Annotated in this window: 19 protein-coding genes; 8 read left to right on the top strand and 11 right to left on the bottom strand. The window is 46.7% G+C overall.

The features are described 5' to 3' along the window. Positions 1 to 52: 52 nt before the first annotated feature. On the bottom strand, positions 53 to 337 hold the full coding sequence (locus AB3G88_RS20100; RefSeq protein WP_480451338.1) for a helix-turn-helix domain-containing protein: 285 nt from the start codon (positions 335 to 337) through the stop codon (positions 53 to 55). A gap of 439 nt (positions 338 to 776) precedes the next feature. On the opposite strand from AB3G88_RS20100, the gene AB3G88_RS20095 reads away from it, so the two are divergent. Together AB3G88_RS20095 and AB3G88_RS20090 are read left to right on the top strand one after the other, a co-directional pair. After that, positions 777 to 1,163: a hypothetical protein gene (locus tag AB3G88_RS20095; protein WP_243352656.1), complete on the top strand. Its 387-nt coding sequence runs from the start codon at positions 777 to 779 to the stop codon at positions 1,161 to 1,163. Between the two features lie 53 nt (positions 1,164 to 1,216). Further along, a complete protein-coding gene (locus AB3G88_RS20090) occupies positions 1,217 to 1,906 on the top strand; it encodes a hypothetical protein (RefSeq protein WP_480451336.1) in 690 nt (229 codons plus the stop codon). Between the two features lie 1,080 nt (positions 1,907 to 2,986). On the opposite strand, the gene AB3G88_RS20085 is transcribed toward AB3G88_RS20090, so the two are convergent. The 6 genes from AB3G88_RS20085 to AB3G88_RS20060 form a co-directional block, all read right to left on the bottom strand. Beyond that, on the bottom strand, positions 2,987 to 3,094 hold the full coding sequence (locus tag AB3G88_RS20085; RefSeq protein ID WP_480454459.1) for a transposase family protein: 108 nt from the start codon (positions 3,092 to 3,094) through the stop codon (positions 2,987 to 2,989). Positions 3,095 to 3,478: 384 nt separating this feature from the next. Beyond that, positions 3,479 to 6,610, bottom strand: coding sequence for an ATP-binding protein (locus AB3G88_RS20080; protein ID WP_480451334.1), 3,132 nt, complete (start codon positions 6,608 to 6,610; stop codon positions 3,479 to 3,481). Further along, positions 6,600 to 7,142, bottom strand: a complete 543-nt coding sequence (locus AB3G88_RS20075; protein ID WP_480451332.1) for an ABC-three component system middle component 1 — start codon at positions 7,140 to 7,142, stop codon at positions 6,600 to 6,602. Before AB3G88_RS20075 ends, AB3G88_RS20080 begins: the two co-directional genes overlap by 11 nt. Next, on the bottom strand, positions 7,129 to 8,457 hold the full coding sequence (locus AB3G88_RS20070) for an ABC-three component system protein (protein WP_480451330.1): 1,329 nt from the start codon (positions 8,455 to 8,457) through the stop codon (positions 7,129 to 7,131). The genes AB3G88_RS20075 and AB3G88_RS20070 overlap by 14 nt, the downstream gene beginning before the upstream one ends. Continuing rightward, a complete protein-coding gene (locus tag AB3G88_RS20065) occupies positions 8,450 to 9,499 on the bottom strand; it encodes a ComEC/Rec2 family competence protein (protein ID WP_480451328.1) in 1,050 nt (349 codons plus the stop codon). The genes AB3G88_RS20070 and AB3G88_RS20065 overlap by 8 nt, the downstream gene beginning before the upstream one ends. A 731-nt stretch (positions 9,500 to 10,230) precedes the next feature. Continuing rightward, positions 10,231 to 11,289 carry a hypothetical protein gene (locus AB3G88_RS20060; RefSeq protein ID WP_480451326.1) on the bottom strand — a complete coding sequence of 353 codons (1,059 nt, stop codon included), beginning with the start codon at positions 11,287 to 11,289 and terminating at the stop codon, positions 10,231 to 10,233. 301 nt (positions 11,290 to 11,590) lie between these two features. On the opposite strand from AB3G88_RS20060, the gene AB3G88_RS20055 reads away from it, so the two are divergent. The 6 genes from AB3G88_RS20055 (at position 11,591) to AB3G88_RS20030 (ending at position 20,596) form a co-directional block, all read left to right on the top strand. Further along, complete coding sequence (locus tag AB3G88_RS20055; protein WP_480451325.1) at positions 11,591 to 12,826, top strand: hypothetical protein; 1,236 nt, start codon at positions 11,591 to 11,593, stop codon at positions 12,824 to 12,826. Between the two features lie 727 nt (positions 12,827 to 13,553). Continuing rightward, positions 13,554 to 14,378: a hypothetical protein gene (locus AB3G88_RS20050; protein WP_480451323.1), complete on the top strand. Its 825-nt coding sequence runs from the start codon at positions 13,554 to 13,556 to the stop codon at positions 14,376 to 14,378. Positions 14,379 to 14,437: 59 nt separating this feature from the next. Next, positions 14,438 to 15,856 (top strand): ComEC/Rec2 family competence protein, encoded by a 1,419-nt coding sequence (locus AB3G88_RS20045; RefSeq protein WP_480451321.1) that lies wholly within the window; start codon positions 14,438 to 14,440, stop codon positions 15,854 to 15,856. Between the two features lie 287 nt (positions 15,857 to 16,143). Then, positions 16,144 to 17,112 (top strand): hypothetical protein, encoded by a 969-nt coding sequence (locus AB3G88_RS20040; protein WP_480451319.1) that lies wholly within the window; start codon positions 16,144 to 16,146, stop codon positions 17,110 to 17,112. A gap of 114 nt (positions 17,113 to 17,226) precedes the next feature. Further along, entirely contained in the window at positions 17,227 to 19,584 is a 2,358-nt protein-coding gene (locus AB3G88_RS20035) for a restriction endonuclease (protein ID WP_480451317.1), read from the top strand. A 265-nt stretch (positions 19,585 to 19,849) separates the two neighbouring features. Continuing rightward, positions 19,850 to 20,596 (top strand): hypothetical protein, encoded by a 747-nt coding sequence (locus tag AB3G88_RS20030; RefSeq protein WP_480451315.1) that lies wholly within the window; start codon positions 19,850 to 19,852, stop codon positions 20,594 to 20,596. Positions 20,597 to 21,122: 526 nt separating this feature from the next. Here the strand turns inward: AB3G88_RS20030 and AB3G88_RS20025 are convergent. The 4 genes from AB3G88_RS20025 to AB3G88_RS20010 form a co-directional block, all read right to left on the bottom strand. Further along, positions 21,123 to 21,542 carry a hypothetical protein gene (locus AB3G88_RS20025; protein ID WP_480451313.1) on the bottom strand — a complete coding sequence of 140 codons (420 nt, stop codon included), beginning with the start codon at positions 21,540 to 21,542 and terminating at the stop codon, positions 21,123 to 21,125. A 99-nt stretch (positions 21,543 to 21,641) separates the two neighbouring features. Then, positions 21,642 to 23,591, bottom strand: coding sequence for a site-specific integrase (locus AB3G88_RS20020; RefSeq protein WP_480451311.1), 1,950 nt, complete (start codon positions 23,589 to 23,591; stop codon positions 21,642 to 21,644). Further along, on the bottom strand, positions 23,591 to 25,483 hold the full coding sequence (locus AB3G88_RS20015; RefSeq protein ID WP_480451309.1) for a hypothetical protein: 1,893 nt from the start codon (positions 25,481 to 25,483) through the stop codon (positions 23,591 to 23,593). The genes AB3G88_RS20020 and AB3G88_RS20015 overlap by 1 nt, the downstream gene beginning before the upstream one ends. After that, a complete protein-coding gene (locus tag AB3G88_RS20010; RefSeq protein ID WP_480451307.1) occupies positions 25,455 to 26,885 on the bottom strand; it encodes a site-specific integrase in 1,431 nt (476 codons plus the stop codon). The genes AB3G88_RS20015 and AB3G88_RS20010 overlap by 29 nt, the downstream gene beginning before the upstream one ends. Between the last annotated feature and the right edge of the window lie 67 nt (positions 26,886 to 26,952).

The raw sequence follows: 26,952 nt of genomic DNA, 5'->3' as shown, positions 1-26,952 counted from the left end.
GTCTGATCGAACTGACGCGGATATGCCTGAAGTACTTGGATCAAGGGCGAAATCACAGGTCATCAATCAGCTTAGCCAGCGCTTGGGTCGCTCGTTTTGCAGTGTGTCCTACCGGCTTTTCGCTAACCTTGTCGTACGCCCACAGAATCAGCACCACAGAATCAACCCCCAGCACTTGGGCAATCTGCTCAACCCTATCGAGCGTAGGCGAGTGCTCCCCCTTCTCTAAGCGGTGAATGTACTGGCGCGACGCCGCAGTCCCGAAAGCATCTTGGGTTAGGCCTTGGTGCTCTCTAAGCTCCCGAAGCACTGCTCCGAAAGCCTCATCAATATTCAAACGGCTAGCTCCAGCTTTACTAAAACTGGCATTTAAGCGCAAAGGAGGCTAGGATCTTCGAAATGACCACTATTGTGGTCATTTGTAAATGTCGAGTATGATAGGTTTTTGAAGTGGTTTGGTCGCTGCGCGGCCCAAACGGCTGTGCTGCAATCGGTTGTACAGGTATAGCCGGACGCGAAGGCAACGGCTCAGCAGACTTACCAATCTAGAAGGTCCTGCGCGGCTTCGAGTCTGCTGAACTGCCTCTTGAAATAGGTGAGCGGCTTCCGACACCCTGGTCCCTGCTCGGTCCATTGCCGCTGGACTCCTGAAAGAATCCAGTTGGGGCTGCTGTTTGATCAAATTGTGTGTATGCCTACCAGTGATTGCAATCAAATAGTTTTAGCTATTTCGAACCACTAAAGCGTCAATATAATTGTCGTTACAGGAACTACAAGTGAACGAAAATCTTGAACGCACTCTACTGTCCAAATTTCCTAAAATCTTCGATATCAAAGAATCAGACCCTGACGACTACCTTTGGGGGATTCACTGCGGAGATGGCTGGGCTCCTCTGATAGCTGCCATGTGCAGGCAACTTCAGTTGCACGTAGAAACAACTGGCAAGCCACAGATCGTCGTTACACAAATTAAACAGAAGATGGGAATTCTGAGGTGCGTGTTTTCCGGCACTGATGACTACAGCAACGGCGTGATCGACACAGCTGTCGGCATGTCATTCGTGACGTGCGAGTTGTGTGGTAACAAGGGCGTGCTAGAACGCGGCACAAATGGCTGGGTCCGTGTGCTGTGTGAGCATTGCCGTATTGATAATCCTGGATGAGCAGTTTCGGTGAGGCAGCTAACCCCAACTTCTAAGCGATGAGGATCCATGTCGTGTTTCAAACCCACTTTAAAGTGCCCTCGGGCGGTGGTGTCTCTAGCGAAACCTTCTACGACTACGTCTTGCATTCTTTGGACTCCGAACTTTACTGCGCGAAAGCCTGCTACTTGGGCGCGCGCCTCACAGATTTCCCAGAGCATCGGATGATGATGACCTCAAGTCTAGCGCTGCTCGACCGAGTCTTGAGTGGGAAAGAGGAGGGCGTATCAATCGACACAATCCAAGTTTTGTCTCCAACTGATGCTGGTTCAGCGCATGAGGGAGCTTACGGCTTAGGGCGCGTAACTCGGATTACGCGGCTCAAACCTAAGCGAGGCCTCCCACGCTATCTGGTGGAGACCGTTGCTGGCAATATTTTGAGCGGAGATGTGGATGGACACTGGGGTAGTTATAAGCGGACTGTTTTGTTCGATTCCAACCCTTCGGAGCCTCGCCGTGCAGCCGTCGCGGAAAGTGAAGAGCGAGTGATCGCTGATATTCGAACAGATGTGATCGTCCGAGTCTTAGATCTCTACACCACACACAGGGAGATGACAGAGCGCTGGTGGCAGCAGAGGCACCCTGAGTTTGGCAACAAAGCACCCAGCGAACTTAGAACGCTAGCTGAGTACCAAAAGCTGATCGAACTGCTTCATGGGCTTGCTCGCGATTGGCTTGGCACAAGCGAACTCAAAAATGACTGACTGCTCAACCCTCATAATGGCTAATCACCCAGACCTTTTGCGACGACTGCTCCATCATTTCAGCGAGGAGTATACGTTGAATGACGGTCGAACCCCATGGCCGGTGCTTCGCTCGTGCGTTTCATCGCCGCGTCTCACCGATGTATATGTCAAGAACTTCGATCCGGAGGGTTGCGCTCAAGTGGGCGACAGTTTTTTGGACAAGCACACTATGCTCGCTGACCGACCTCAACGAACATATGGGGTTAGCCTTGAGCGCTGGGGTCAAATCTCGTCATCCATCATCGTAGTCGAGACGTGCGCGTTTAGGGATGAGACCGTTAGTCGGATTCAAATTTGGCCTTTCGATCCAATGAGCTTGGCACTGGAGGCGATGAAGATTGCCGTTGCTGTGTCCTACACCACTCTGGAGTTGATCAGAGAGCCGAGGATTGTTGGCGCCATTAACGATTTACTGCGGGAGTACAACGTTCAGGTAGACCCGGATGAACGTTAAGGCGTTAAGAATCGCAAAGAGCACACCCCCTCAAGCGCAGCATCAAAACGGCCTGACCTGGTTAGCCCTATGAAATGCCCGAATTTTTACGAAGTCTTAGATCGTTTATTGTTTCGCTGCTGGCTACGGATGAGCTGCGATGGAATGAAATCCGATGGGTCAATGTTGACCTGCGATTGGGGCACGTTCAGTGCTCATGGAAGGAGTTCGCGGGTAGATACGGATCCCCAAAGTGGTCTACCTAGCAGCCTAGGCATAAAAAAGCAATATGCATAATTAGCACATTGCTTTCGAGAGTACCTGATGCAAGTGATCATGATAATCTCAAATGCGAGCCGGGCGATTGTATTACGGTCGGAAAGCAGCAACCGTTTGCGCTTTTTCATTGATCGGGATCGTTGGGCCTTGACCCAATACCGGGTCGGATTTCAAATTAACGTCGACGGAGTATTCAATTTCCTTAGCGGACGGCATTCTGAAGGCTCAAAAAGAGTAAGTTTAAGTTGTCGAGCTATTTGCACGCATCGCGTGTAATCAGATACGTTCAGGCGCTTGAGCCAAAGGCAGAGGCCGTTGCGCGCCCATTACAAAATCTTCCCGCTGTTGCGGGATCTGTTGAGGAAAACGAAAAGTACCGGGTCGAACGCTGCCACTTTTATATCCAGCTTGACCAATGCTGAGAGGCCGTCGATGGATTTTCAGAAGTCCACGGGCTTGGGGTAGAGATAGACTTTTTCGATTTTGGCGTCGGCTCGCATCATCAGGTGCTGGCTCCGGAAAGGAATCAGGAGCACAGCATCGGGGATCAGTTGAGTGCTTTGAATGTGGGGTTTATGGAGCGCTTACGTTTAAAACATGCTTGGCATAGCCTCGGTCGCGGTATGAAATCAGCAGCTGCTCCTGATTGACAGCAACCAGGTGATCACCCGCAAGCGTAATTTCAAGATTTGGCGAGGAGGCTGACTCGCTTCTGCGCTAACAGTTATCTGCTAACGAAATATATGAAAAAACTTTACGTACACCGCCCAAGCAACCTGAGCGGCTTGTACAGTTAAGTTTCGGAGCGTTGTCAGGAGTTAATCGCTATTACCATCGGCATGCACAACTCCGAACGACTTAAACTTTATGAATTTTGATCCAAATTGTTCTTCTGGTACCTTGAGTTTAAGAAGCTCGTAGAAGTTTTCATCATGTGTCGAGAGGATTATTTGTCGATCAAAGTTAATGGATATGTTTCTTAATAAGTCTATGACCGAAAGGACGTTGATCGAGTCCATTGAATGAATGGGGTCGTCAATTAGTATCGCCCTTACCGGATCACCGTCATGCTCAATATGCAGCGCTTTTGCGAGAAAAATGCTGAGGCTAAGTATGTTTAACTGTGCGGAGCTGAAGTAAAGCGCTGGGGAGATTGGCTGGCTCAGCTCATCTTCATAAAGATATACCTCTAGTCTAGGTTTATCTTCATTTGGAAACATGCATTCAAATCTTACGATTTTGAAAAATGGATGAGGGTCTATTTTTCTATATATAGATGTGATTAGGTCGGTGTAAAAAAAGTTGTCGATACGCTCCTTCAGTTTGCCCTCAACTTTTTTCAGTTCACGATCCAGCGAGATAGATAGAGTCTCGATTTGGTTTTTTGTCTCCCTGTCTGACTCAATCTTAGTCCTCAGCTCTCTATATTTAAAGAAAGGTAAGACATTCTCGATTTGAGCTTGAATAATGTTAGTGAGCATCAATGAGGCCGAAGCGTTAGATGTTTTTTTATCCAGATCAGCTTTTGTGATCTGCAATTCTTTGTGTAGTGATTCAGTAGGTGCGCTGAAGTCATTAACAAAAGGGCTAAGCAGCGCCTCTATTCGCGTCGCTGCATCTTCAACCTGACGTAACTCTTCAGTCAGCGAAACTAATTTTTCTAGAAGCGGAGGCTCAGATGAATATTCCTCTGACTTAGCCAGAGTATTTCGAAGCTGTGTAACTGTGTCGGATGTTGCGGTGATTTCTTTGTGTAGGGTGCTTTGAGCTTCAGTTAGATCGTTGTGAATTGGTAAAAAGATGTCAGCAATATTTCCGTCCTGAAGTATGTACTTTGCTTTCAGGTCTTTGTATAAGTTGTATGTGTCATTGTTTTCGTTGGCCTCCAGTTTGGCCAGAATCTCAGCCCTGTTTGAAGCTATGTTACCGGTATTTTCAAAGGCTATTTTGTTTGAGGCGAGAACCTCTTCAAGGCTTTTGTCTATTTTAACGATAGACGCTCTAATACTGGATATAGCATTGTTTATATAAGTGATGTACTCGTCCTTGCTGAGATTTCGAGCGCCTGCTCTGAGTCTATGCAAGTTTTCGGATTTAACTGCCTGCTCATTCCTTATGTCTTCCAACCCATGATCTAGGCGGGCGACCTCAGCATCCGCATTTGATAGCCGCTCGCTGATATTTGCGACCGCATTTGATTTCAGAGAGGTTAGATAGTTGTGCCCGCGTTCAAGAAAATCGTCAATCTGAAAAAGTCTTTTCTCAAGGTCAGCTCTGCTTTTTAAGAGCGAGTGAAGCGCGGCTTCGATGCTTCCGTTCGATTGGATTTTTTCCAAAAGAGCTGTGTGTGATTCATATTGCGCGTTACAGACCGGGCATGCATCAGATAGAGTTTTTGATAAGAGGGTTTTGGCCATGCTCATTAGAGAAAAAAGATCAGCGGATTGTCCGCTCAAGTCTTTGGCGTTCGCGTCTAGTGTTCTGATTTGCTCCTGGACGTCGTCCTTCTGCTCTAAGTGCTGATGATAATTTATTAAAAATGCGGGGTCTGGCTTAAGCAGGGCTTGAGCATCGTCGGAAATTACCGATTTTCCCACGGTGAGGCTTGAATACTTCGAGAGTTCTTCCTGTAGCGATTTTTTTAGAGCGTGCGCAGTGGTAGTTCGCCTCTCTGACTCGGTGATCTTAGAATTGAGAGCAAGGATGAATTTTTCTTGTAAATCAATTTCTGCGAACTGAACTTCGATTTTGGATAATTCGTCAAATAAAGACGCCAGTTGTGTGTCATTATTGATTCGCTCACTGCGTAACGACTCCGCTGCCTGGGTGCTCGTATTATTAGAAATATTTCTGTCGATGAGTTCTCTGTCTATTGTAGAAATCTTCTCTTTATAGTCGGCAATGTTTTCAATGATCTGGGTGAGTTGTTGCTGATTGGACAGGATAAGCGAAATTAGCTGAGTTTCATCAACAAGGCTTCGAAGCCGTTGTTCTAAATTACTTTTGGTATCTAGCGCTTTAGAGAGAGAGCTAATGTCATCTCGGTTTGCATGGATTTTTGTGAGGTCAGATTTGAGTTTGGTACGGTGATCACGATATTGTGTAAGTTGAGGCAGACTTCCCACGCAGTATTCAACCGCCTGACTCTGCTGAGCTACAGACGTTAACTCCGTATTTAATTCTATTACGCGTTTCGAGAACAGTGATAGTAATGTAGTTTGCTCCAGTTCCGAAAACGAACTTCCAATTTGAGGAAAGCTGCCGCCACCGAGGTTTATTTCGGCTATAGCCTTGTTGACTTCGTCGACGCTAAATTCCAAAGTCGGCTCGAGTAAATTTTCTTCAAGGGATGATATTGTATCGCTGAGCAGTTTTAGCTCTCGGCTACAGGACCTAATTGATGTAAATAGACTGTTGCGATACTTTTCGTCATTCCCTCCAAAGGCTCCCATGAAGCGATCATAACGTTGCTCCGGACGTTCTTCTTTTAAGAAGGCATCAATTGCATCTTGTGATAAGAAAATGTCTGCTAAATGTTTAGTCGTTTTGTCTGTTCGCGCTGGGTCATATGTGTAGTCGCGCTGTCCCACGGCAGGACGCCTGACCGTACGATCAAAGTCTTTGTTTCCAGTTGTGCGTACCTTTACGTACGATGGAGCTTTCTCATCAATATACCGATTTTTGAGTATTCTTTGGGATGACTCGCTCGTATTTAAGTAGAGTGATGCCGAATCATTACTTGTGCGCTGGCTATCTCGGATATAGCGACCGATATTATTAGTTATTGCCCATTCCATGGCGTCGTAAAAAGAGCTTTTCCCAAACCCGTTTGGAGCATATAGGGAAATAAAATTCGAGACTTTGCCATCTGCGTTCGTAAAGTCGAATGTCCCATCTCCTTCCTCAGCGTATGCACGAAAACCTACAATATCCACAGATTTAAATTTCATTGTCGGTAATCCACTTTGCCAAATAGAGAACGTTTTCCGAAGAAAGGGTTGGGTTTGACTTCTTATCTGATATCAGCTGATTTAAAATATTTTGTAACTGGGTTACTTCCGCTTCATCTTTTCGAGGCGAATATGAGAATACGGGGCTGAGCTTTAAATCAGAACCTAAAATCTCATTATTTAAATGCGTTTCAGTGTCGAAAGTACTTTGGGCTTCTGAAACTACAAGCTTCCGCATAGAGAATTTGTCATTCTCAATCTCATATTTTGTAGTTTTAGCAATGCTGGATGGAGTTACAAATGCAAGGTATATATTCCATGCATCAAATTTACTCTCCAGTTCGCTCTGATATTCGTAAGCGATGACGCTGGCTACTTTTTTCCATAAGAACAGCAGGTCGGCTTCGTCTTTGATCCAACAAACAAAACAGCTAATGTAATTTTCTGGTTCTGACCTATACAGAGAAAAAGCGGCACGGGGGAACTGTGCTGATAAAAACTCGATGCTTTGCGCAGATTTAGATATATGCATTATAGAGTTCTTTGACTAAGGCCATTAATTCAACATTTCCGTATTGCTCGTTCCCGGCGTAGTACTCAGAGAATTGTTCGTCGTCATTCACTACGCAAAGTCTATGTAAGCCTGTTAAGTTATAAACTTTAAAGTCAATTGCTGGATTTGTGATTCCCGAGTCGACCATGATTTCACTCTTTTGTCTGCGTCCGATATCAACAACAACCCTTTCTAAAGACGACGGGCGAGCTTCATGCTTTGGGGCGCTATCCCCACTGCTGACTACAATTTTCCCGCCGCGTTTAAGTCCTCGAAAATCGGATCGAAAGATATCCATCAGCTTCCACACCCAGTTTTCTTGATCTGTCGAAAACAAAAATCTTCGTCGGGTGGAGTTTTCGTCAATGTACGAAAAATCGACAGAGTCAAACTCAATATCATCTATTAAGCAGCTGATTATTAAGAACTCAAAATATGCTATCCAAAGCTCCTCATTGTAAAGATTCTGCTCTGGGCAATCGTTGACTAATAGCTTCTTCTTGAACTTTTCATAAAGCGTAAGAGGGTTTATTCCATTCGCTGAACTGAGCAGGTATCCGCGCTCTTGAAGTTGACTTATGAGGAATATAAGGTTGTTCGGGTCTTCGGCTTGTGCGAAGCAACGGAATGTCTTGTCTACTAGCCCAATAAAACTAGTCATAGATGGAGGGTGTATCTTTTCGAGCCTTGCCTCCGAGATGATCTTTTCGATCATAGCTATGGGAGTACAGATCACCCTTCCATGAAACTCACGGTCGACAACGCCTTCGACTCGCGACTCAATTCCCTGGAGAAAAATATCCCCCCCAATCTCGACGAATACGCCCCCGCCAGAGGCCCCAGCTACTTCACCCCAAAGTGGCTCCCCGTCAAGTGCTAAAGAAAATCTGTCTCCTTCAACTTCAGTGATTTGCCCTGGGTACCCCCTTAATTTATCCCGAGGTTCTAGGGCCCGACGGGTAGCAGGATATCCGTAATAAAGGACTCTTTTGTTTCTCTCCGGTTTTGATACTGCAATTTGCAGGTTGGAGTCTAGCTTAGTACTTGTGACCAATATTGCAATGTCATTATCAGTGCTGAGTACACATTCTGCTAAATCAATTGTATCTCCGTTCATTCCTATTACGGTGATTTCACTGATGCCATGGTATTCTCCCGAGTTCTCATCAGTTTCCAGCACGTGTTTGGCAGTGAGTATGTAGCTGTGGTCGCCAAACGCTGGTTGGATTAGTACGCCGCTTCCGTCGTTAACCATCACAACATGCGAGCGTATTTTTTCAATTTGCTCAGGCAAAGCTCAGCTCTCCAGGTAGTGCCATGACATGACCTCTCAACTGAGTCAGTTCTTCATTCGTGTAAATGCTTGATATTACTGATTTATAATTGAAGAATATCACTGAGTTTGAATTTATACTGTGAATTCGTGCAAAAGTTGTCTTGTTTGGTAGGCTGTGTCGACTTGCATCAGTGCTAACTATGTAGTTCAAGCAGTCTATTGCGTTCAGTAGTTCAAAGCTGGTGTTACCTTTGCTACCGTGATGCGAAAGTTTTACTATTTCCGCCTTGATAGGGGTTTTGGAGTCGTATCCCAGCGTTGCTAAACCTTGGATGATACTGGTCGGATGAGCATCACCTAAAAACAGAAAATTTTGCTCGCCCACTTTTAAAATGAAAGAGATAGAGCTACCGTTTGTTGTTGAGTTATCCTCCTTGAATGTGTCTTGCTCAAGAAGCTCTTTGTAGCTCTTTTTCCAATCGGTGTTTGACGCAGAGGTGAAGGGACTTGGTTGTTCTTTTTCCCATTTTACAAGCAGTTTCTTTAGCTCCCCCTCGTTAGGTGTTAGAAATATTAACTGGCAGCTTTCAAGAGAGTTTGTATCACCTTGCTTTATTACGCTTTTATGCCATACCCCAAGGTTTTTTAGTAATCGCTCTAGTGTGTTCCCTTGAGTAATTGAGGTGTTTTTGGATTGGGTGAAATTTCCTGGTATTTCTTTGCTAGGGTCTATCGGGACTTTGAAGTGTTCGTGGATAAGTCGCCCAGAATTAAAAATTACTTTGCGTGCAAGCTTGCTCAGACCGTCGTTGACCTCAAAAGCCTTTATCAAGCCACCTATATGGTCATCGTCAACATGAGTGAGTATGACAAGATCAATTTTTTTATCCTGAGCTTCTAGCTCATTAAGTAGGGCTCTGAGTTCTCCCTGTGGAGAGGCTCCGAAGGTAGTCTGTGGACCCCCATCGATCAAAATTCTCTCCGTGACTGTTCCTAACTCAACGGTTATAAATATGCAATCGCCGTGAAACGCTTTCAACACGCGAACGCTAACTGGCATAGTCTTCCCTTCCCTGAGCCCCTTGCTAGAGTAACGGCATGCACAGCAATGCGAGCTGAGAATGGTTATCCCTAACCTAGGCAACGTTAAGCGCAGAGCGCTGGCGGATTGCCTTTCTCTGTTAACTCATTTTTTCAAAATTGGCAATACATTCCGAATTTTTTCTAGGTTTAGACGTCTCGATTTTTGACTCAGCGCCCGGGTAACCAGTGGGTTTGAAGCTAGGCCTCTCATTGCCAATCTACGCGTACTTCTAGCGATGCGAAAACAAGCTTCGGGATACTAAATCACTGACTAAAGCCTAGTGCTGGGCGTGTGGAGGTGATTGGGCTCGTGATCTGGCGGCCGTCTGATGGAGCTAAAGGATGAAATCTGCAAAAGTTTCCGATTGTAGACTATGCGGGTGCCAGTGCATTTACGTCGCCATTTTCGTGGTCGGAGGAGGCGGCCCCGATGGTCGCAGATAGCCTACGAGTGATCCGCGGCAGTTAGTATGTTTTGACTGTGTATCGAGAAAGCACTGCGAGATCTCGGATGTAGCCTAGACTGTGGCTGCCCATATTTTCATCGAAGCGCATGGCTGAGGGGCGTTTTCTTTGAAGGATAATTTGGGTCTTCACTCGCCATGGGTCTAAAGCGGCTATCTGCTTCCGGCTGTCATCGGCAGATAGCGACCTTGTCGTAATTTATCAATGGTTATCTTAGTCAAATCTTTTTTCGCTACTAATCCATTATTCGTAATTTAATTCACCGAATAGGCTGTACATTAAATCCCCTTTCAGAACTTCAAATGGAAGTTCGACGTAGTCATTCGGGTGACGCGGTAGAGCTTTACCGTCATGAGGTGCATTTTTGGTATGTCCCTGCACTCGCTCCCCGTTTTCTTTGATGTAAGGCAGCACAACGATTCGGCCATGGTTCTTGGATAGTATCGTACCTTCAAGCCACATCGCCTCTCCAGTCTCGGACTTACCCGAAGCACCTACTTGCTTCACTACCCACTGCGGAACAGGGCCATTTTCGTACCAGAACACGAAACTACCCACGATCAAAACCCGCTGCCCTCGACGCAACGCATCTGCGAGCAACAGTTTCACGCTGGCAAGGTGTAGCAACTTGTTTGCGCGCGGAAGAAGCGCGTCGCGAATTGCAGCTTTGGTTTGCCCCCAGTGGTCAGTACCACTCATCCCAAACCCTCGCGCGATTTTCTCGCGGTAAGCGTAGATGCCTACCCTGTGACTATTAGCTCCAATGTTGCGCCAAGTGAAGTTACCTTCGCATTCAAGAAGTGAGCTGTATCGCACCAAAAAAACTAGCTGCACATAGGGGTATTGCAGTAGGCGTTTATGCAGCTCTGTTCGTAGAACGTCGCTACCATTCAAGACCGTCAGGTCTTCCAGTCTAGGCCTAGGGTCCGCCGCATGACGCTTGATAGCCTCCATCAACATGAGCCTTTCCTCGCTCATCAACCGCTCTTCAGCCGTCAGCGCCTTCTGCACTTTCAAACGTATCGAAGCGGCTTGTTCAGAATTTAACGCAAGATCGTTTACAGTATATTTAAGCAGGAGATTTGTAGATTTGGCTTCGTTCACGGCCGCGTCGTAATTTTGATAGGTAATCGGGCCGTAGCCGCCATGGGCAACATCATCCCGACGAAGATACCAATCAACATTTCCGTCCGGCTTCAGTTGTAACTCAAACATATGCCAGACGGTGTCATCTTTGACCCACTGCTGTGGCCAGCAACCCAAAATGGGTAGGCGGTCGCGGTGTCGCCTCAATGATTTCATTACAGATCTCCCTGTTTAGCTGGACGCTTGATCTTACGCAGAAGCGTAACTACCAAGCCATCAGTTCTGCTCGCTCTACCTGTAGCCAAGGTTGTACGCTACCTTCGTCTCGTTCAGAGTCAGGGCACCATTGTAGAGACGATTCCCGTTTCTGGCCGATACGAGCCATTGGGGGCTCAGTCTAAACACTAATGGCGCAATGCCGATCGGCTATGATGATTCCGCCTTTGAAGATTGCACTGTGCGTGCGCGGCTGCTTCTCCTAGTGTACGTTTTCGACCCCCCAAGCTCCGGTATGCCTATGATCACCGAAATGTACGCTGATGACTTTCCTTTGATCTATGCCCGGCTGGTCACACGACTTCCAAAAAAACCTTGGCTCAAGCGTACACAGAGCTTGGAACACGAGATCAAAGCCAAGCCCATTTCGACCCAACTCCTGGTCGCCGAAAATTATATCGCCTATGGCCTGACCTGGTTCGATGCTGGTGTTGGGGCAATGGAGATCGAGTCATGGGAAGCTGTGAAGGCCGCCATGGCATTTGCGATTCAGGTTAATTCCCTTTGTGATGCTGAGGCCCAGTCTGGTCGCAGCAGCCTCGCAGGTCGAGTTGCTGGTGCATTCAATAACCCGACCGATCTTCGGGCGATGGTCCTTGAACTGCATGTGGCGATTGGCCTCCACCGCAGAGGACTCACAGTAGAATGGCCTGAGGCGACTCCTAAGAACGTCGACACCTTCGATATTCTTGCTAGTGGAGGGGGCCAGGATGCCTTTGAGGTCGAATGTAAGTCGTTCTCTTCTGACAAGGGTCTGAGAATTCCACAGAAAGAGGCCATGGGCTTCCTGGCAGAACTCCTGACATCGCTATCCCCTACACTTTCTCATGGCGCAATGGTTGGCGTCTCGATCACCGTGCCAAAGCGACTACCCACAGCAACTACCGAGTTGAAGGATTTGCGCAATAAAGTTTGCGCTGCCATCCACAATAATGCTGTTGGCGGCGATGGATTGTTTTCCTTGGAAAAGCTTTCGATTGAGCCATTCGCGCCGGGCGAAATCAAGGATCAAGCTCATCTCGCTGAACTGTTCAGCAATCACGTCCAGAACCATGCGGGGGTGATGGAGTCGATGAGACTTATCGCCACCACGCCGAAACTTGCTTGTGTTCTGCTGACAGTCGCGAGTGAGGAAGACCACCGCACTTTGAAAGCGTGGGAGGATTCTGCAAAACACGCCATTCGAAAACAGATGAGTGGGAAGCGACCTGGCTGTTTGGTCATACGTCTTGAAGGGATGGACAGCGATAGGATGATAGCGGTATGCAAGGTACAGCCAAACCTGCTCTCAGTGTTCTCCGAAGAGTTGATGACTAACGATCGTCATAAGCATCTGGCGTGCATTGCATTCATCAGTGATTCCGATTGGGTCGAAACAGACGAAGCTCCTCAGGTCGGCCAGAGCTGCACCTACGTTTTCAACAACCCGAGCGGGAGCTATCCAAATCTTGGGCTTGGATCATATTTCATGGAGTGACTGGTTCAGGCGAGGTCCAGGGTCATCCTCACGGGCTACTCTGTATCGAACACATGACCATTTTATGTAAAGTAAAGGTCTGTATGTAGGTGATGTGATAAGTGGCCTGTACAGCGTTATCCACTGGTGCCCTTGCCGTTGCTGTCATAGAGGTTGTTGCCACCGGTTCTGGTATCGCATACCTATTGAGGATACATCTGAGCGACTGCTTTTGGCCGGTTTTAGACCTTCCCGACAGGCGGAAATCGTCCCGTAACGGCCGTTCATAGGGGGTTGATGCAGGCCAGACAGTCTCTCACACGGCGTGTAAGTAAACGCTTGAGGCTGACCGCACTACTTAATTTTAGCAGCTTAATGATGGCCACTTGCCAGGCCGCCGCTAAGCTGCCAATCTAAGTCTACAACCGATCAAACATCCAGAATCCGCATTCAGGACGCCTTATGTAATTAATAGAGAAAAGTTAAATATGGCCATTACAAGGCACATAGGGGGAAATCACCTGATCCAGATTGAACTAAGACGTCTGAGACGTAATCTAGAGGCGATAATATCGTTACATTGGGTGATCTACATGGTCGGAAAGAATAAGGAATATTCTGGTGCTATATGAGAAGCGGTAAAAAAAGTATACTGACACCGATAAGCCCAATTATAATAGCGGATCAGCGATCTTACTGGGCCACGCATTTCTACAGCATCTTAAAATGCATGGATAACCACAAAAACATGATGCATTCACCTAGAGGGTTTAAAGAGTACCCTTTCTGGTCTTTGAGTTTGATGAGAGGGAATCTGCCTCCGAACTTTTTTGATCAAGTCGAAAACTACATTCGCAATTGGGGTGTACAGTATTTTTTCGCTAGCTTGTTTAATCAGAAAATTGGCGGTCATATTATTTCTGAACTCGTGGAGAGGCTGGAGGACTTATACGGAGTCTGCTTTAATAAAGATCTAGATCAGTTCTCCCTCTACGTTTCCGGAAATGACTCGCAGCTTAGCTATAAATTATCGAATCGCTTTACGGAAATTTTTCCTTTTAAAGAAATGAAAGGGGCTTTATCCAATCTAATTGGATATTCGGATCTTTGCTTGGTGCTAGACAATATTTTGAACGGAGGTTCTGTTGCAATTTTTGGTGAGGTTGAAGGGAATTATGGCAATAAGTTAAGAACGGAAACTTTTTGGGGGAAAAAACAAGAATTTTGCGTTTTTGGTATTGGTGTAGTCGAGGGGGATCAAAAACTCATATACTTCGAGGAGTCTAATCATAATGGCATTCCTAGAGTTCATCTTATTTTTGAAAAATCCCATTTCTTCATTAGTGACTTTCTGGAAACGCTGAACTGTCTGAAATTTTTATTTTTGTATGGTCCAGAAATGAAGTATAGATGCCCTGATGATGAATTTGCTTTCTTTGTTCAAGAATTAAAGAGAATGTGGTCCAGTCCTATCGATATAGTATTTGATTTTCTAGAGAAATTTATAGATGGCGGAGACTTAGTTGGGTTTAATGAAGGACCAATTTCAATAATTACAGACTTGCAGTCTTGAATATTTAGAAATTTAATTTCTGTCCCATATTTGTGAGTTGACGAACAAGGATGCCGGTTGTGAATTATTTTTTTGACAAGGACGCCGATTTTAGGACTATAGACTTTGAAGATGGTGAGGCTTATGGGAGAGTTGATGATATTGAACTTTTGAATGAGCAAGATGGGCGATTGATCATTTCATATAATGCGATCTTAAAGAAACATTTACATAGTTGTGGTATTCAGAGAAATCAGAACTATCGACTGATGGAACCGCTCAGCAGTTTCAAAAAAAACCCTTATGAAGATTCTGTCATCTTTAGAGTCGAAATTGAAACCACCGTTCAAAATGAAGGCTTCAATAATTTAGAGGCGCTTGAACTTTTTTACGAAAACAATTGGTTTAACATCCATATACTTGATCAGGGAGCTGGTGCAGGTAATGCGAAGATTTATACAAGTCTATTTAAGTCGCCTATCGACGCAACGTTAGTGACCACAAAAATCAATCGTGCTCATCAAGATAAACTTAATAACGAGTTTTCATTAGCAACTTCTGACATAATTTCCCCATTGCAGCTTGAGCAAGAGCTAGCGCGCCGCGTCTATAGCGCTGACTACTTGGCGATTTACGATGTGGGACAAGGTAATGCTAATGCGTTAATTTCAAGTGTAAACGAAAAATGCCCAGCCGTATATTTCGATATGGGGTGCGGGATAGGCGCTCATGTGTCAACCGCTCCGCCAGCTCTGGCATTTTGCACTTGCAACAATCCCTTGGTAATTTTATCTCACTGGGATCAGGATCATTGGGCTGGGGCATTGCGCATTAAACCCCTAGCTTTACCCTTAACTTGGGTAGTTCCACGACAACAGTTGGATGCGGTACATAAAAGCTTTGCTCATGAAATAATTTCTCATGGGGGAAGAATATTGGTCTTGGACATGCCCGAAAATGCCGTAGGGTCGTCGATACTGCCTAGCGGACAACTGATGAAATTTGCACTCGGAATTGGCACTTCGCGAAACAACTCAGGCATAATTTTGGCAGTTGAAAATAACGACTCAAAGTTCTCTGCAAGCTGGCTCCTAACGGGCGACTGCGCTTATAGCCATTTTCCCAAGTCTTTCCAATATTTTCCGCCAGTCGCTGTAATTGCCCCCCACCATGGCGGAGTCACTAAGCTACATAACGTCGCACCTTCACCAGCCATACATAATGGCTACAATCGGCTTATCTATTCTTACGGGCCTGATAATAAATTCAGAACAACTCAGCATCCCACTCCCAGCTCGGTCTATGTACACGATCTTGCTGGATGGGATATGGGGAATTGGACTACCGCTCCAGGTAACTCTTCACAAACCGGTAACGTCCGTGCTACTTCAAAACATAGTCCACTACCTTTTGAAAGGGGCGGGATTCTGGTCGGATGGGAATCGATACCCGTCCTACCTATGGTATGTAGTCTAGGTGCCCCTATATCCAAGCATTGACCAAGTATTACCTATACCGCAGAGCGAAAATGTCCACTTTTGACGTACAGCACCCGGTCATGAAGCTGATCGAGAGATTCCGACTTCATTGCTAGTCGCATCTCATATCGGTCTGGGGTCATACAGAGCCTCTATGCGGAATATGCTCATTGGCTTGTTCCAGCCCACCGTGCTCCATCGGGACCCATCAGCGCGCCTTCCCGTCACTGCTTATACTGGTCTATCAAATGATAGCTTTTTGATCTAGGCTCCTGGCGAGCAATGAACGAAAAAGTCAAGGAGGGAGCATGCCAAGGAAAACGCTGATTTTTGGGAACGGCCTGGGAATGGCATTGGACGCCCAGCACTTTTCGTTAAGTCGAGCGCTTGGCGATGTATGGGATCACCCTCACCATCTTCCAGCCCATCAAAAAGCACTGGTAGCTCGCTGTATTGGCGATGATCGCAATGCTCCTGAGGGGGAAGATCAGCTCGACACCCTTCATGTTGTTGTCGCGGCATGCAATATGCTCAATAAAACTGGTGACGACGAAGTTCACTGGCTGTCAGACGAAGGACAAGAATTTCCCGCTGCTGTAGCCAAATACATTCATAGGGTCGCGTCAGATCTACACATCTATGACGATCCTTTACCTAATGCTTTCTTGGATCCACTCTTTGATTTTGTTCGTGACACTAGGTCAAATATCGCCACATTGAATTATGATCGGCTGCTCTACGGTGCGTTTATTGATGCTGGCTTCATGAACGGCTATAGAGGCTGTCTAGTTGATGGTATGACTGATGGGGGCTTTGGCACCGATACCCTCGTACGCCGTTATGGCAACAACTTCGGTTACTATTTGCATCTTCATGGCTCTCCACTCTTCTACGATGATCGATTGGGCGCAGCTCGTAAGATGACACGGGCTATGCTCACTATGAATTCAGCTGAAATTTCTAACCACATCGTCCTGACGCACGTGACTCACAAACGATCAGTTATTGACGCTTCTGATGTGCTTTCTACCTACTGGGAATATCTCCACGACTGCTGCCACGAAGTCGAGGAAATAATAGTGTTCGGATATTCAGGGGGAGATACCCACCTGAATGAGGTGCTGGCGGCATATGCCAGAACAGCTGCAATAAGGGTTGTTGAATGGGAAGGCGCTGGCAGCCAAGCGGCGCGCGAGCGCTTCTGGCAACAGATCCTGCGTACAGAGCATTTTGATCTCATAAGGCAGGCGAATATTCTTGATTTCACTGATTGGTAATGGAGCGCTTGCATAGCCCAGCACCGCTAGCTCGGTAGCGATTTAGGAGTGCATGTGTTGACCTGAAGGTCAGCCGCGCCAGTTGAAACGGTATTCTGGATGACTAATACACGCATGGACGATGACGAAGATATCAGGAAGGAATTGCCAGTCGCTTTCGGTAACCCTACACCTTATCAGCCCATCCCAAGAAAATCGCTTGTCGAATTAGTTGCTCCTTTTCTTCACGCAACCATCGGACAGCTTTATTTGGGGCCATCAGGCATTTCCGAGGATGGCATACCTTGGATCGTGTTGGTCACACGTGACATCAAGCGTCCTACCCTTTATCGACAGGCTGGTAGAATCGGTCTGCTTGGCTGGAGATGGAACACATCTCCCTCATGCATTTTCAGTCTTACGGCTATGGGCTTGAAGGAGCCCACTCCTCATGTTCGCTGGATGGCTCCGTCCGAAGACCCTGTGGTGTGTGCCTTTCGATCGAGCGGGCGATTCAGAGTGTGCATGGCGCATCCAACCGGTACTTATAGCGGTTGGTTTGACGCAGTTTTCTCCGTGGGTGACCCAAAAGGGCCTCGCGTTCCCTCTACTCGGGCACTACAGCGTCAATGGACGTTTCCTATTCCGGGAATACCCTATTCGAGACAAGGCGTCCGATTCGATGCTATGGAGAGGACAAATCGTGACTGGGACAATGAGGTTCCGTTATGGGCTGACACAGTTAGTGATGTATGGGCGACGCTCCAAGGTAACGGCCCTTGGACCAGTGATCTAGAGGAAAGTGACAAGAAAACTGCTGGTTGGGCAAAACACTTCCATCATAAACGTGCGCGTGCCGCAGGGTTTATTCTTGCCATCCGGCAGCGCACTGAGGCGGGCGAAGAGCCCTGTATTTTTGATGCCCATGGCGAGTGGCGCTACGGCGGGATCATCGACGAGGCCATAGGTGAACTCCTCCAGCAACACTTTACATTGAAGTGTTGGCTCGAAAGAGTTTTAGGCACTGACACCGATGCAAAACTGGCGCACGAGGCTGCTGTCTCCCTGCTCAATACCCCGGCTGACATTTTCGCGTTTTCGGCAAGTTTCATGAAGCGTCTGCGTGAAACTGGCGACTTTCTTATCGCAGGAGCGTTACAGCACAGCCTAGAAGCCGCGTTACTAGATCCTAGGATCACCGAATTAGGAGCAAAAAGGCCGTGGCTAAAAAACCTCGGTAATTCCGAATTAGGTTTGCGGACTATCCCACTGGATGCGTCATGTCTGAGAGAGGACCTAGACACTCTCTGGCAGAGTGGATTGGAGTTTGTAGATCTGTTGGATGCTGGAGAATGGTTTGGTCCTACAGATTTGCCTGCACCGTTGAGTATTGTCAACCAAGCGCTGGAGTCGGTTCGAGTTGAGGGATCTGTTGAGGAAGCCTACGAGCGAGCACTACAGCTCCTTCATGAAGCTCAGGAGGCTCGCCAATGGTCGATTCCTTGGGGAGCTAGGGTTGAGATTAAATTCGGCCCCTTTGTTGCCCTAAGAGTTTTCGAACAAGACGGTGAGTTCTCCTGCCATTTTCTCGACGGCAATGATCGTTATTTCCACGTTGCGATTGGTTTGGGTAACGGCACCCCACGTATAAGCGGCTTACAACTGATACGTCATTCCGGTGATGAGACTGAGTGGAATGACGACGCAGAAGTCAGTTTGCAGCTCATTGCTGCGGCTATTGTTCGTGATTTCTTGGTGGTTGAGGACCGCGAAAGCGTATTTAGTGCCGAAGCACATCGCTCGCGCTCACGCGGACAGCAGAGGAAGGCGCAGACCGTCATCTATCTCCCGAGAGTTCGATACGGCCATTTGAGAAATGACAGGCCCCCGGTTGACAGCATGCCGCTACAAGCTAGATCAAAGCATAAGGTCAGCTCTCACATCCGGCGTGCCGATAATGCTTCGGCGACGCAACGATTTTTAGCTCAGCGTTACGGCCTATCGCTACCTCAAGGATTCACGTTTGTTCGGCCACATGAGCGTGGTATTGGTGGCCTGACCGAGCGGCTGAAAGTTTACAGAAGTCGATCTGCGTCGCGGATGATCTTCGAGGAGATGAGCGCTACCCCGGTCGGAAGCAGACCGGCCTGGTTCGATTTTGAGAAGGCCTGTGCCAGGTATCTACAAGAGCAAGGAAAAACGGTCATTCACCAGTCCGCAAACCGTGATGGTGATGGTGGTGTCGACCTATTCGCAGTGGATCAGGATGGCCAGTCGTGGGTGGTCCAGTGTAAATGTTGGTCTCTCCATCGTCCTGTTGGACCAGACGTGATTAGAGAGCTAGTAGGGGCTATTTGGAGGGCAGATCGTGATGGGACCAGCCTAAGCCGGGGAATGATCATGACCACTAGCAGATTGACGCCAGGCGCAGCCTTAGAGGCTGCTGCGGCTAATTTTTTAGTTGTTGAAGGTTTGGGGCGAGATCGGTCGTAAACTTCAAGGGCGATGCCCCATTTATGCGCCACGATGGAACTGCCATGTTTATCAAGAATGCGCGCAGATCAAGCATCCACGAGGCAACACTGTGCTGAGGCAAGCACATTGTAGGAATAAGCCTCATGCCACGCTGTCAACGCTTTCAGATTTTATTCTGAACGTGTTCATAACGTTCTCAGAGTTGGCTCTAAACCGATCCAGAACAGATTTCGAATGTCCGAAAGCGTTTGCGCTTTACAAATTTTTAAAAAAAGGAATCACTATGGCAATCTTGGATTTTATGTTTAGCGTCAAGCTCTTCGAATTGACCTCATCTATTTCAATTATGACAATGCTTGCCGAACAGGCCGAAAAGAATGTGCAGCTCGCGCTTGATGCAGCAGATGAATCTGACACAGTGAAAGAAGGCCACTTTGAAGAAGAGGCGTATGATGAGAATGGCGAAAGCTATTCACGAACTCGAACGTACTATTCTTGCGGATCGTGTGTTGGGTATGACGATGACGAAGTTAAGCTAGAATACAAATCATTGATAGCTGACCTAACTCGCCGGTCGGCTTATCTCACGATGTTCGGTTTGTTTGAGCATCGAATAAGTGGCTGCCTTGATTTGATGATAGGGCTTGCCAATTTCAGCGGCGAGTTGAAATGCAAGGGTCCGATTGAAAAAGCTCACGCGATACTAAAGAAAGGATTTGGTGCCAAGGACATAAATGATATTGATCATCTGACAATGATTAGAAATATTATGACTCACAATGATGGGATAGCCACTGATTATCATAAGGTTTTCTGCAAAAAAGAGAAGAAGTCCGAATTTGAGAAAAGGTTAGTCAAAGCAATTGAGAGAACAGAGGGAGTAGAGGTAAACCCTTTCAACAACATCATCGTCGATGAGCGATTTCTTAGATATGCGGTGGCTGAATTCAATCGTTACGCTACAGGTTTGGAGCAAACAATCCAAAGCCTCCATCGTCAAAGCCCATCCCATCAGCTTTCATCACTGTAATAGTCGTGTGAAGGAATGGTGACGATCCGACACTCGAACTCGCTGAAATGAGCGACGCCGTTTCAGCTGATACGGGCATACCGGCGCATCTGCTCACGCCAAGATAAAAGGCTGGTGGATATACCAAGTTGATTCACGAGGGTCCGGTTCTCCGCAGACCGGCTGATTTCGCGCGCCGAACAGGACAGCCGGCATCCAGACTCCGCTGGTTTGAGGATGGATATCAAAAGCCGGACCACTGCCTCTTCAGCGTATTGCAAGGGACCAGCTTTCCGGAGTGGCCAGCAGAGGAATGGAGGAAGTGAAAGCGTATTTGGAAAATCAGGGGTTGGTGTAATTTCATACAGGTTTTTCTATTATAGGCTGATCACGATCAATCACTTTTCTAACAGGATGAGCGGGCGAGCTACAGGCAGTCACGCATAAGGTGATTTATGGTGCCGGGTTACAGCTTCACCGCCCTACGAGGCTGCGTGCATTTCCCTGAGCAAAGGTTTTAATCAGTAAACTGAAGCGCAGGCGGAATTCACCGCTTGCGACCAAAATCGAACGGGACGACATTGGCTCGGTTCCCGAGTAATCGTTCCAATTCATCAATGTGCAGAAGCAACATTAACTCTCGTGCAAGTGCATGCTCATAAAGCTCCTTGTAGCAAACAGACTTGGCTTTGGCTGCACGAAGGCGCTGATTAGCTTCAGATACTTTTCTCGCGCCAGGTGCCTGCTTCTCAGCTTGTTGTTTTGCTGCACTATCGATTGCGGCGTTCAGATTGTCGAATACCGCACGGTTTCGTTTGATTGCGCTTTCGCTTCTGCTTGCTTCAAGAGCAACTGTTTTACGCGATATACGAGTGCCTGGTTGAACAATGAGAGTCTCGCATTTTATCATGCGCTCTAAGGCAGCGTAGTAATCGCGCAACGTGGGCGTATCTTCGTAGTGATACATATCGATCGCTCTTTGTATGAATATGGAATTTGCAAGTGCGCACCAGTAAAAATTGACTTGAGGCAGTGGCTAAAGAACTACTGGCCTCCCCGTTGACCGCTAGCGCACGGCGATGAGCCGGTCACGCATCACCTCAAAGTCTTTAAGGTTTTGCTCTTCTGCCCTGTATTCAACGGTTCCCGGTTTCAACTGCTCCAGATCGTATTTCAGTTCACTAATCGTGGCATTGATCGTAGAAGGAATCACGATGCAGTATTCGCAGCCAGAGCATGAGGTGATGTCGGAATGCGCTCGTTTGTCGCACGGATGGGAGCAAGCACACCCGCCAAAACAATTTGGCTCAAATGACTGGAGCCCCTGTTTTACTCGACGATTAAACTGATCTTGCTTATGGATCCATACGGCCTCAACATTTTGCTGTTGGGCTTTCTTTCCGTGAAAACCACCGAGCACTTCCTTAGTAAGAAGAACGTTGCGGAGATAGAGTGCGTTGTCTGCTTCTGCTTTGGCTTCCATCATTTCCTTAGCCAATTTAGGAAGTTCGAACCCGATAATGTAGTTTTCCGCAGCACAGCCTTTTTGATAATGAACGGACATTGTTTCAGTGAGGTGCTGAAGAAGTCGCTTCAAAGATTGAATGGTGATCAACCCCGACTGCCCCGCGTATACTGCAATAGAACGACGGAATTGGTGCGAATTGATAATCCATGGCTCACCCACGCGAAATTTCTTATCAGCGCGCCAATTTCGGGTGGAGTCGATGCTTTCTAACTCCATTATGTCTTGCTCAGTAATGTAGACGGGAAGCATTAGGTCCCTATCAAAGGATCGCTGAACGCGATCTTCAGATGGAGCAATCCCGCAACAGGGCAAGAATGTGGGCGACACCATGAGCCACTGTTGCATATCTTTGTTGCTAATATAAGGGCAGATAAAACTGCGAATGGATTCTAGTGCCTCAAATGGCTCTTCAATCGCGCTCACCGTTATCCATTTTAACCGTTCAGGTTCACCTGTTATCTTAGTTGTTACTGTTTTCACGTAAAGCGCATCACCGTTCCATCCTGGCACTTTTTCTATGGAGTCAGGTCTCAGGTTAAGAGCTTCATGGTCACGCATAAGCGTAAACAAATGAATAAGATTTTTTGCACTACACTGCACTCTTCTGAGGTGTTTTGGCAAGCTACGAACATCACGCCATTTGTATTTTTTTGCCAGCTCGCTCAGCCCATGTTCTGCTACTGCTTGTTCGAAATCAGGATGGTGTGTTCGGCTTGGCCCATATTTAGGACCGGATCGACCATATTGCTTGTTGTTAGAGCAGGCTACGATTAGTTTGTGGAGTCTGAGCTTGTGATGCTTGTATTCTTTCAGGCACGTTTTGTACTGCGTGTACTTCCTGGCTAATATGCGGCTCGGAATAACTGGCGTCTGATCGGATTCGTTTGAACTGCGATTTGTGCGTGCAATCTCAGTAAGTTGAGAAAGGACGTGAGAATGGATAGTGATACCGTGCATGGCCAAATTGTTATTAGAAATGGTGCGGGCGATGCTTTTTAGGTGTTTTATTTCGGAAGTGGTGCATTTGGAAATATACGATTTCATGAGGTCTAATGAATTGAATAAATCTGTGACAGGTATGTTGCAGTGTTCGGCATGGCGCACAATGAGATTAAGTGAGTTGTGCGTGGCGTGCATGCCAGGAAGGCGCACGGGCGCCCCTGTCTTGGTGTGCGGTGAAAACATTTTCGTGACGAACACCGCTTTTACAAAAAAGTTATTCCGATCGGCATGAGGCTCTGAAAGAGATACGTCGAAGTAAAAGTCAGGATTATCAGTCGAAGAATATACATGAGCCGGAAAACTCCATTTCTTTTGCACAAAATAGCTAGCTATATGCCCCTCTGAGTCGCGAGATACGACCAAATCTGGCCCTATCCGATCAAACGACATTCCTCGGTAGGCATCAGTGTTGTACTGGTTTTTCTGAACGCGATGCTGAGGCGCGGATTTTAATTGAAAACGTTTTTTAGGTGTTGTGGCTTTCATTAAGCTATCCCAAGATTAATCAAGCGCGAATATTGGCGTTCCCAATAATCAGTCAGCTCAAAATTTTCAGTGATATCGAATAACACCTTGGCAATTAACGCTGCGGAATCCGGACGCGTTGACTTAAGAGTCTCCAATAACAAGTCAATGTGGTCGATTGCTGGTTGATGGATAGCCAAGAACTGCTCCACGTTCTTGCAGTTTTTAATTCGTTGCTTAATAACGAAGCGCATACTTAGTAGTTTTCTGATGTCTTCTTCATTCGAGTGCAACCTGAAATGCAAGCAATAAATGCAACCTTCGAGTTTTTTACAATCTGGCTCATATCCTTGGGGTACTTTGATTTCTTCCTTGGGGTCGCCCGGTTTATCACATGCACCCGCAGGTATGTCTTCATCAGCGTAATCATCAAGTAATTGCATCAGACGATTGAGCATCGCAGCTATTTCACTCACAGCCATTGATTCATCGGGAGTGGTATAGTACTTCCTTGTTGCGCCTGGAGTGTTGCTGATCGTTTGAGCGGTTTGCTCAGTCGACTTCCCGGTATTCTGCCAATAAGCCGCTTTGTAAGCTCTAAGTTCTTGTACGCCCAAGCCAGTAAAGTTTTTGTCGTAGTAATGCTTCATCCGCTGATTAAAGTTAAAAAGTTCGTTTGCCCGAAGCTTAATGATTTCTTCAGGGTCGGAAACGGTCATCCCCAAAAATAAAAACCTTGACTCGCTGTTGCCGAGTATATACTCGCGCAGTTTGACAAACTTATGAAAGTCTTTTACGAAGATGGATTCGATTTCCACCTCAACGACTCGATTGTCAGCACGAAATTTAATGGTTTTGAAGCCTGCTCTTTTGCTTGAGGTGATTTCGTAGTTAGAATCCCAAGGGATATTTCTGACCGGAGCATCATTAAGTCCGGTGTTGGCAAAAAACAATCCAAGAAACGCATCATGACCGATCTTGGCCAAGCGCATTCTTCTTGCATGCCGAGGGTCCTTATTCGCTGCCTGAAGCAACTCGGCCTGCACTTGATGACCATGCTTGACTCCACTTATCGCGTTAATTGAATAAGTGTAGGCTTCCTCAACAGGTCTCAACCTGCCCTTTTCATAGTCCCAATAAAGGTAATCTTTCGGCTTCACCGATTCGGTCAATATAGATTTGGTAGCAAATGGTAGTTCCCCAAGCAATAGCCAAGGTTTGTCAATACCTAATTCTAGCCGAGCAGGGAAATTCTTGAAGCTAAGGAGAAAGTCGGTGATACCATTGAATAGGTAATCACAAACGCTGGTATAGGCCCCCACTGCCTCAGCTGATGGTGGTTGTGTCGGATTTCCTGTAGGTTTTGGGTTGGAAATTAAGGGGACGTCGCGGCGAAAGTCATAATTATCCTCTGAGAAGAACAGTAAGGCGGCGTCATAAGCTCCAGCCTGGTCTCTATTGGCCGTGTACTCTATGATCTGGCCTGCTGCAATTTTGTCCATCAAGATTGCTGTGTATTCGCCATAAGCTTCATGATAGTTTTCCGCTGTGGCGAGGAAGTGCTTGTGTCCATTCTGATCTGACCAATTCGCAAATTTCGCAAAATTCGCGGTATTTACGTAACATGACATTTCACTTAAATTTATGTAGCACTCAGAGGCAATAGCGATGATCCACTCTTGAATTTTAGGACGACGATAATCTACGATAGAACTCGGTTCTACCGGACGTGACTGTTTTCTGATGGCATAAAATCGCGCTGTGTAGCAAAGAGAGCCCACATCGTAGCGTCGCTCATCGGTGAATCGTATCGCTAGATCTTCAATAGGAATAGATCGTATCGCCTGAGCGATGGAGCTTAGGTCGTAATCACGTATGTCTATTTCACGTGTCGTGCGCTCTAGGAGTACCATGCCGTAGCCTTTCGATATCTATGGTTAACCTAATATGATCCTCATACTCCGACTGAGCTGCCGCCCGTTGTTCTTTTGTAGGCTTAAAACTTGCGTACCGTTTGGTGGTTTCAACCGAAGCATGGTTAAGCCGGTTTCTGAGCGTGTCTAAGGCAGCAAGCTCGCTTACGCTATTCTTCTTCAATCCTTCTAATAGGTTCATGCCGAATGTCGCTCTGAGATCGTGAAATCGGTACTTAAAAAAATTACCAGATTTTTTTAGTATTTTTTCAAGCGTTTCCTTTTGGAATTTTCTAATGGCTGATCCAGATTCAGTGCTGCCGAAGATAGCTTGGTCTTTCTTTCCAACGTAATACGGCCTTCCTGTTTCAGTAAGGAAAATATACTGATCTTCGGTGGTGCCAATGATGGACTTAGCAGCTCGAATTTTATATCGATCTGATTCAAGGTAATCCGCAATCAAAAAATGTACCCATTCCGGAAGGTTTATCCTTTCCTTTTTGTTATGCTTGGTGTCGACCATCGTGTCACCACCTGCATCGAACCCCGCAAGGATCAATCGATCTTCAGCGTCTTTTTTAATGCAGCTATGCCTCATGGTAAAAATAGTCTGCATACGAGGCCCCCCTGTCAATGCGACGATATGTGCGAGCAGCATTTCTTGGTGACCAGACGACGCAAGCGCGTCTATCAGCGCTTCCTGATTTGCATTGCCAATTGGGTAAAGCTTCCCTCCATCCACGACGTACTTGCCACTTGGCAAGTTGTAGTTTTCTTTTACTGTCTTGAAAGTTAAATCCGTACTTTCCACTTCTTTCTGTTGCGAAAAACCATATTTGTCTTCAAATTTGATTCGTATTTTTCTCGTTTTCCACATCTCTTGCTCGGGCTTGAATCCTCGTTCCACATGATGCTTGTAAAAATCTACCATTCTATTTATTTTTCTATTCTCAGTACCCGTGCAATTAGGGTTTTCCATGATTCTTTTTTTAAATACGCTCTTAACGAAGTACGTCGGCCTAGTAGCTTTGGGTCCGCCGAAGTCCCACATGTTCTTGCCTGCATGTGACAGCGCATTCGCGAAGCTACATAAGTCGCCTGCTATCCCGGAGATTGTTGGATGCTGAGCACCATTAAGAGCGCATTCGAGTAAGTAGAGGCTTCCTTCTTTCCAGATGCTACCGTCTGGAGCAAGAATTAGGTGAAATCGAATCAGATCAGATTGAGCAGGAAGCGGCATTACAGGGTAAGGAATGCTGTAAGCGAACTGCGCCCCATAGTCGCTACTCCATTCAGCAGCATTTTCACTTTCCGCAGCCGTGCATTTGCGCCAGAGAACCAGGTTTTTGAGAAGTACTTTTCTGTAGTCGCCATTTGCTGGGGGTTCTATTGTGGAAGACATAACGCCTCGAAGATCGTTTGAATAAAAGAAGTTTGGTGTCTGCGGAATTTGATTTAACTCACTAGTA

This window comes from Pseudomonas arvensis (genome assembly GCF_056688935.1).
Note: the sequence above shows the minus strand (reverse complement) of the source record. Positions and strands in the feature narration are given on the sequence as shown.

Excerpts from the sequence above, each read along its gene's own strand:
- AB3G88_RS20080 (WP_480451334.1), bottom strand. The coding sequence starts at position 6,610 with ATGAAATTTAAATCTGTGGATATTGTAGGTTTTCGTGCATACGCTGAG.
- AB3G88_RS20075 (WP_480451332.1), bottom strand. The coding sequence starts at position 7,142 with ATGCATATATCTAAATCTGCGCAAAGCATCGAGTTTTTATCAGCACAG.
- AB3G88_RS20065 (WP_480451328.1), bottom strand. The coding sequence starts at position 9,499 with ATGCCAGTTAGCGTTCGCGTGTTGAAAGCGTTTCACGGCGATTGCATA.
- AB3G88_RS20060 (WP_480451326.1), bottom strand. The coding sequence starts at position 11,289 with ATGAAATCATTGAGGCGACACCGCGACCGCCTACCCATTTTGGGTTGC.
- AB3G88_RS20055 (WP_480451325.1), top strand. The coding sequence starts at position 11,591 with ATGATCACCGAAATGTACGCTGATGACTTTCCTTTGATCTATGCCCGG.
- AB3G88_RS20050 (WP_480451323.1), top strand. The coding sequence starts at position 13,554 with ATGATGCATTCACCTAGAGGGTTTAAAGAGTACCCTTTCTGGTCTTTG.
- AB3G88_RS20040 (WP_480451319.1), top strand. The coding sequence starts at position 16,144 with ATGCCAAGGAAAACGCTGATTTTTGGGAACGGCCTGGGAATGGCATTG.
- AB3G88_RS20035 (WP_480451317.1), top strand. The coding sequence starts at position 17,227 with ATGGACGATGACGAAGATATCAGGAAGGAATTGCCAGTCGCTTTCGGT.
- AB3G88_RS20030 (WP_480451315.1), top strand. The coding sequence starts at position 19,850 with ATGGCAATCTTGGATTTTATGTTTAGCGTCAAGCTCTTCGAATTGACC.
- AB3G88_RS20025 (WP_480451313.1), bottom strand. The coding sequence starts at position 21,542 with ATGTATCACTACGAAGATACGCCCACGTTGCGCGATTACTACGCTGCC.
- AB3G88_RS20020 (WP_480451311.1), bottom strand. The coding sequence starts at position 23,591 with ATGAAAGCCACAACACCTAAAAAACGTTTTCAATTAAAATCCGCGCCT.
- AB3G88_RS20015 (WP_480451309.1), bottom strand. The coding sequence starts at position 25,483 with ATGGTACTCCTAGAGCGCACGACACGTGAAATAGACATACGTGATTAC.
- AB3G88_RS20010 (WP_480451307.1), bottom strand. The coding sequence starts at position 26,885 with ATGTCTTCCACAATAGAACCCCCAGCAAATGGCGACTACAGAAAAGTA.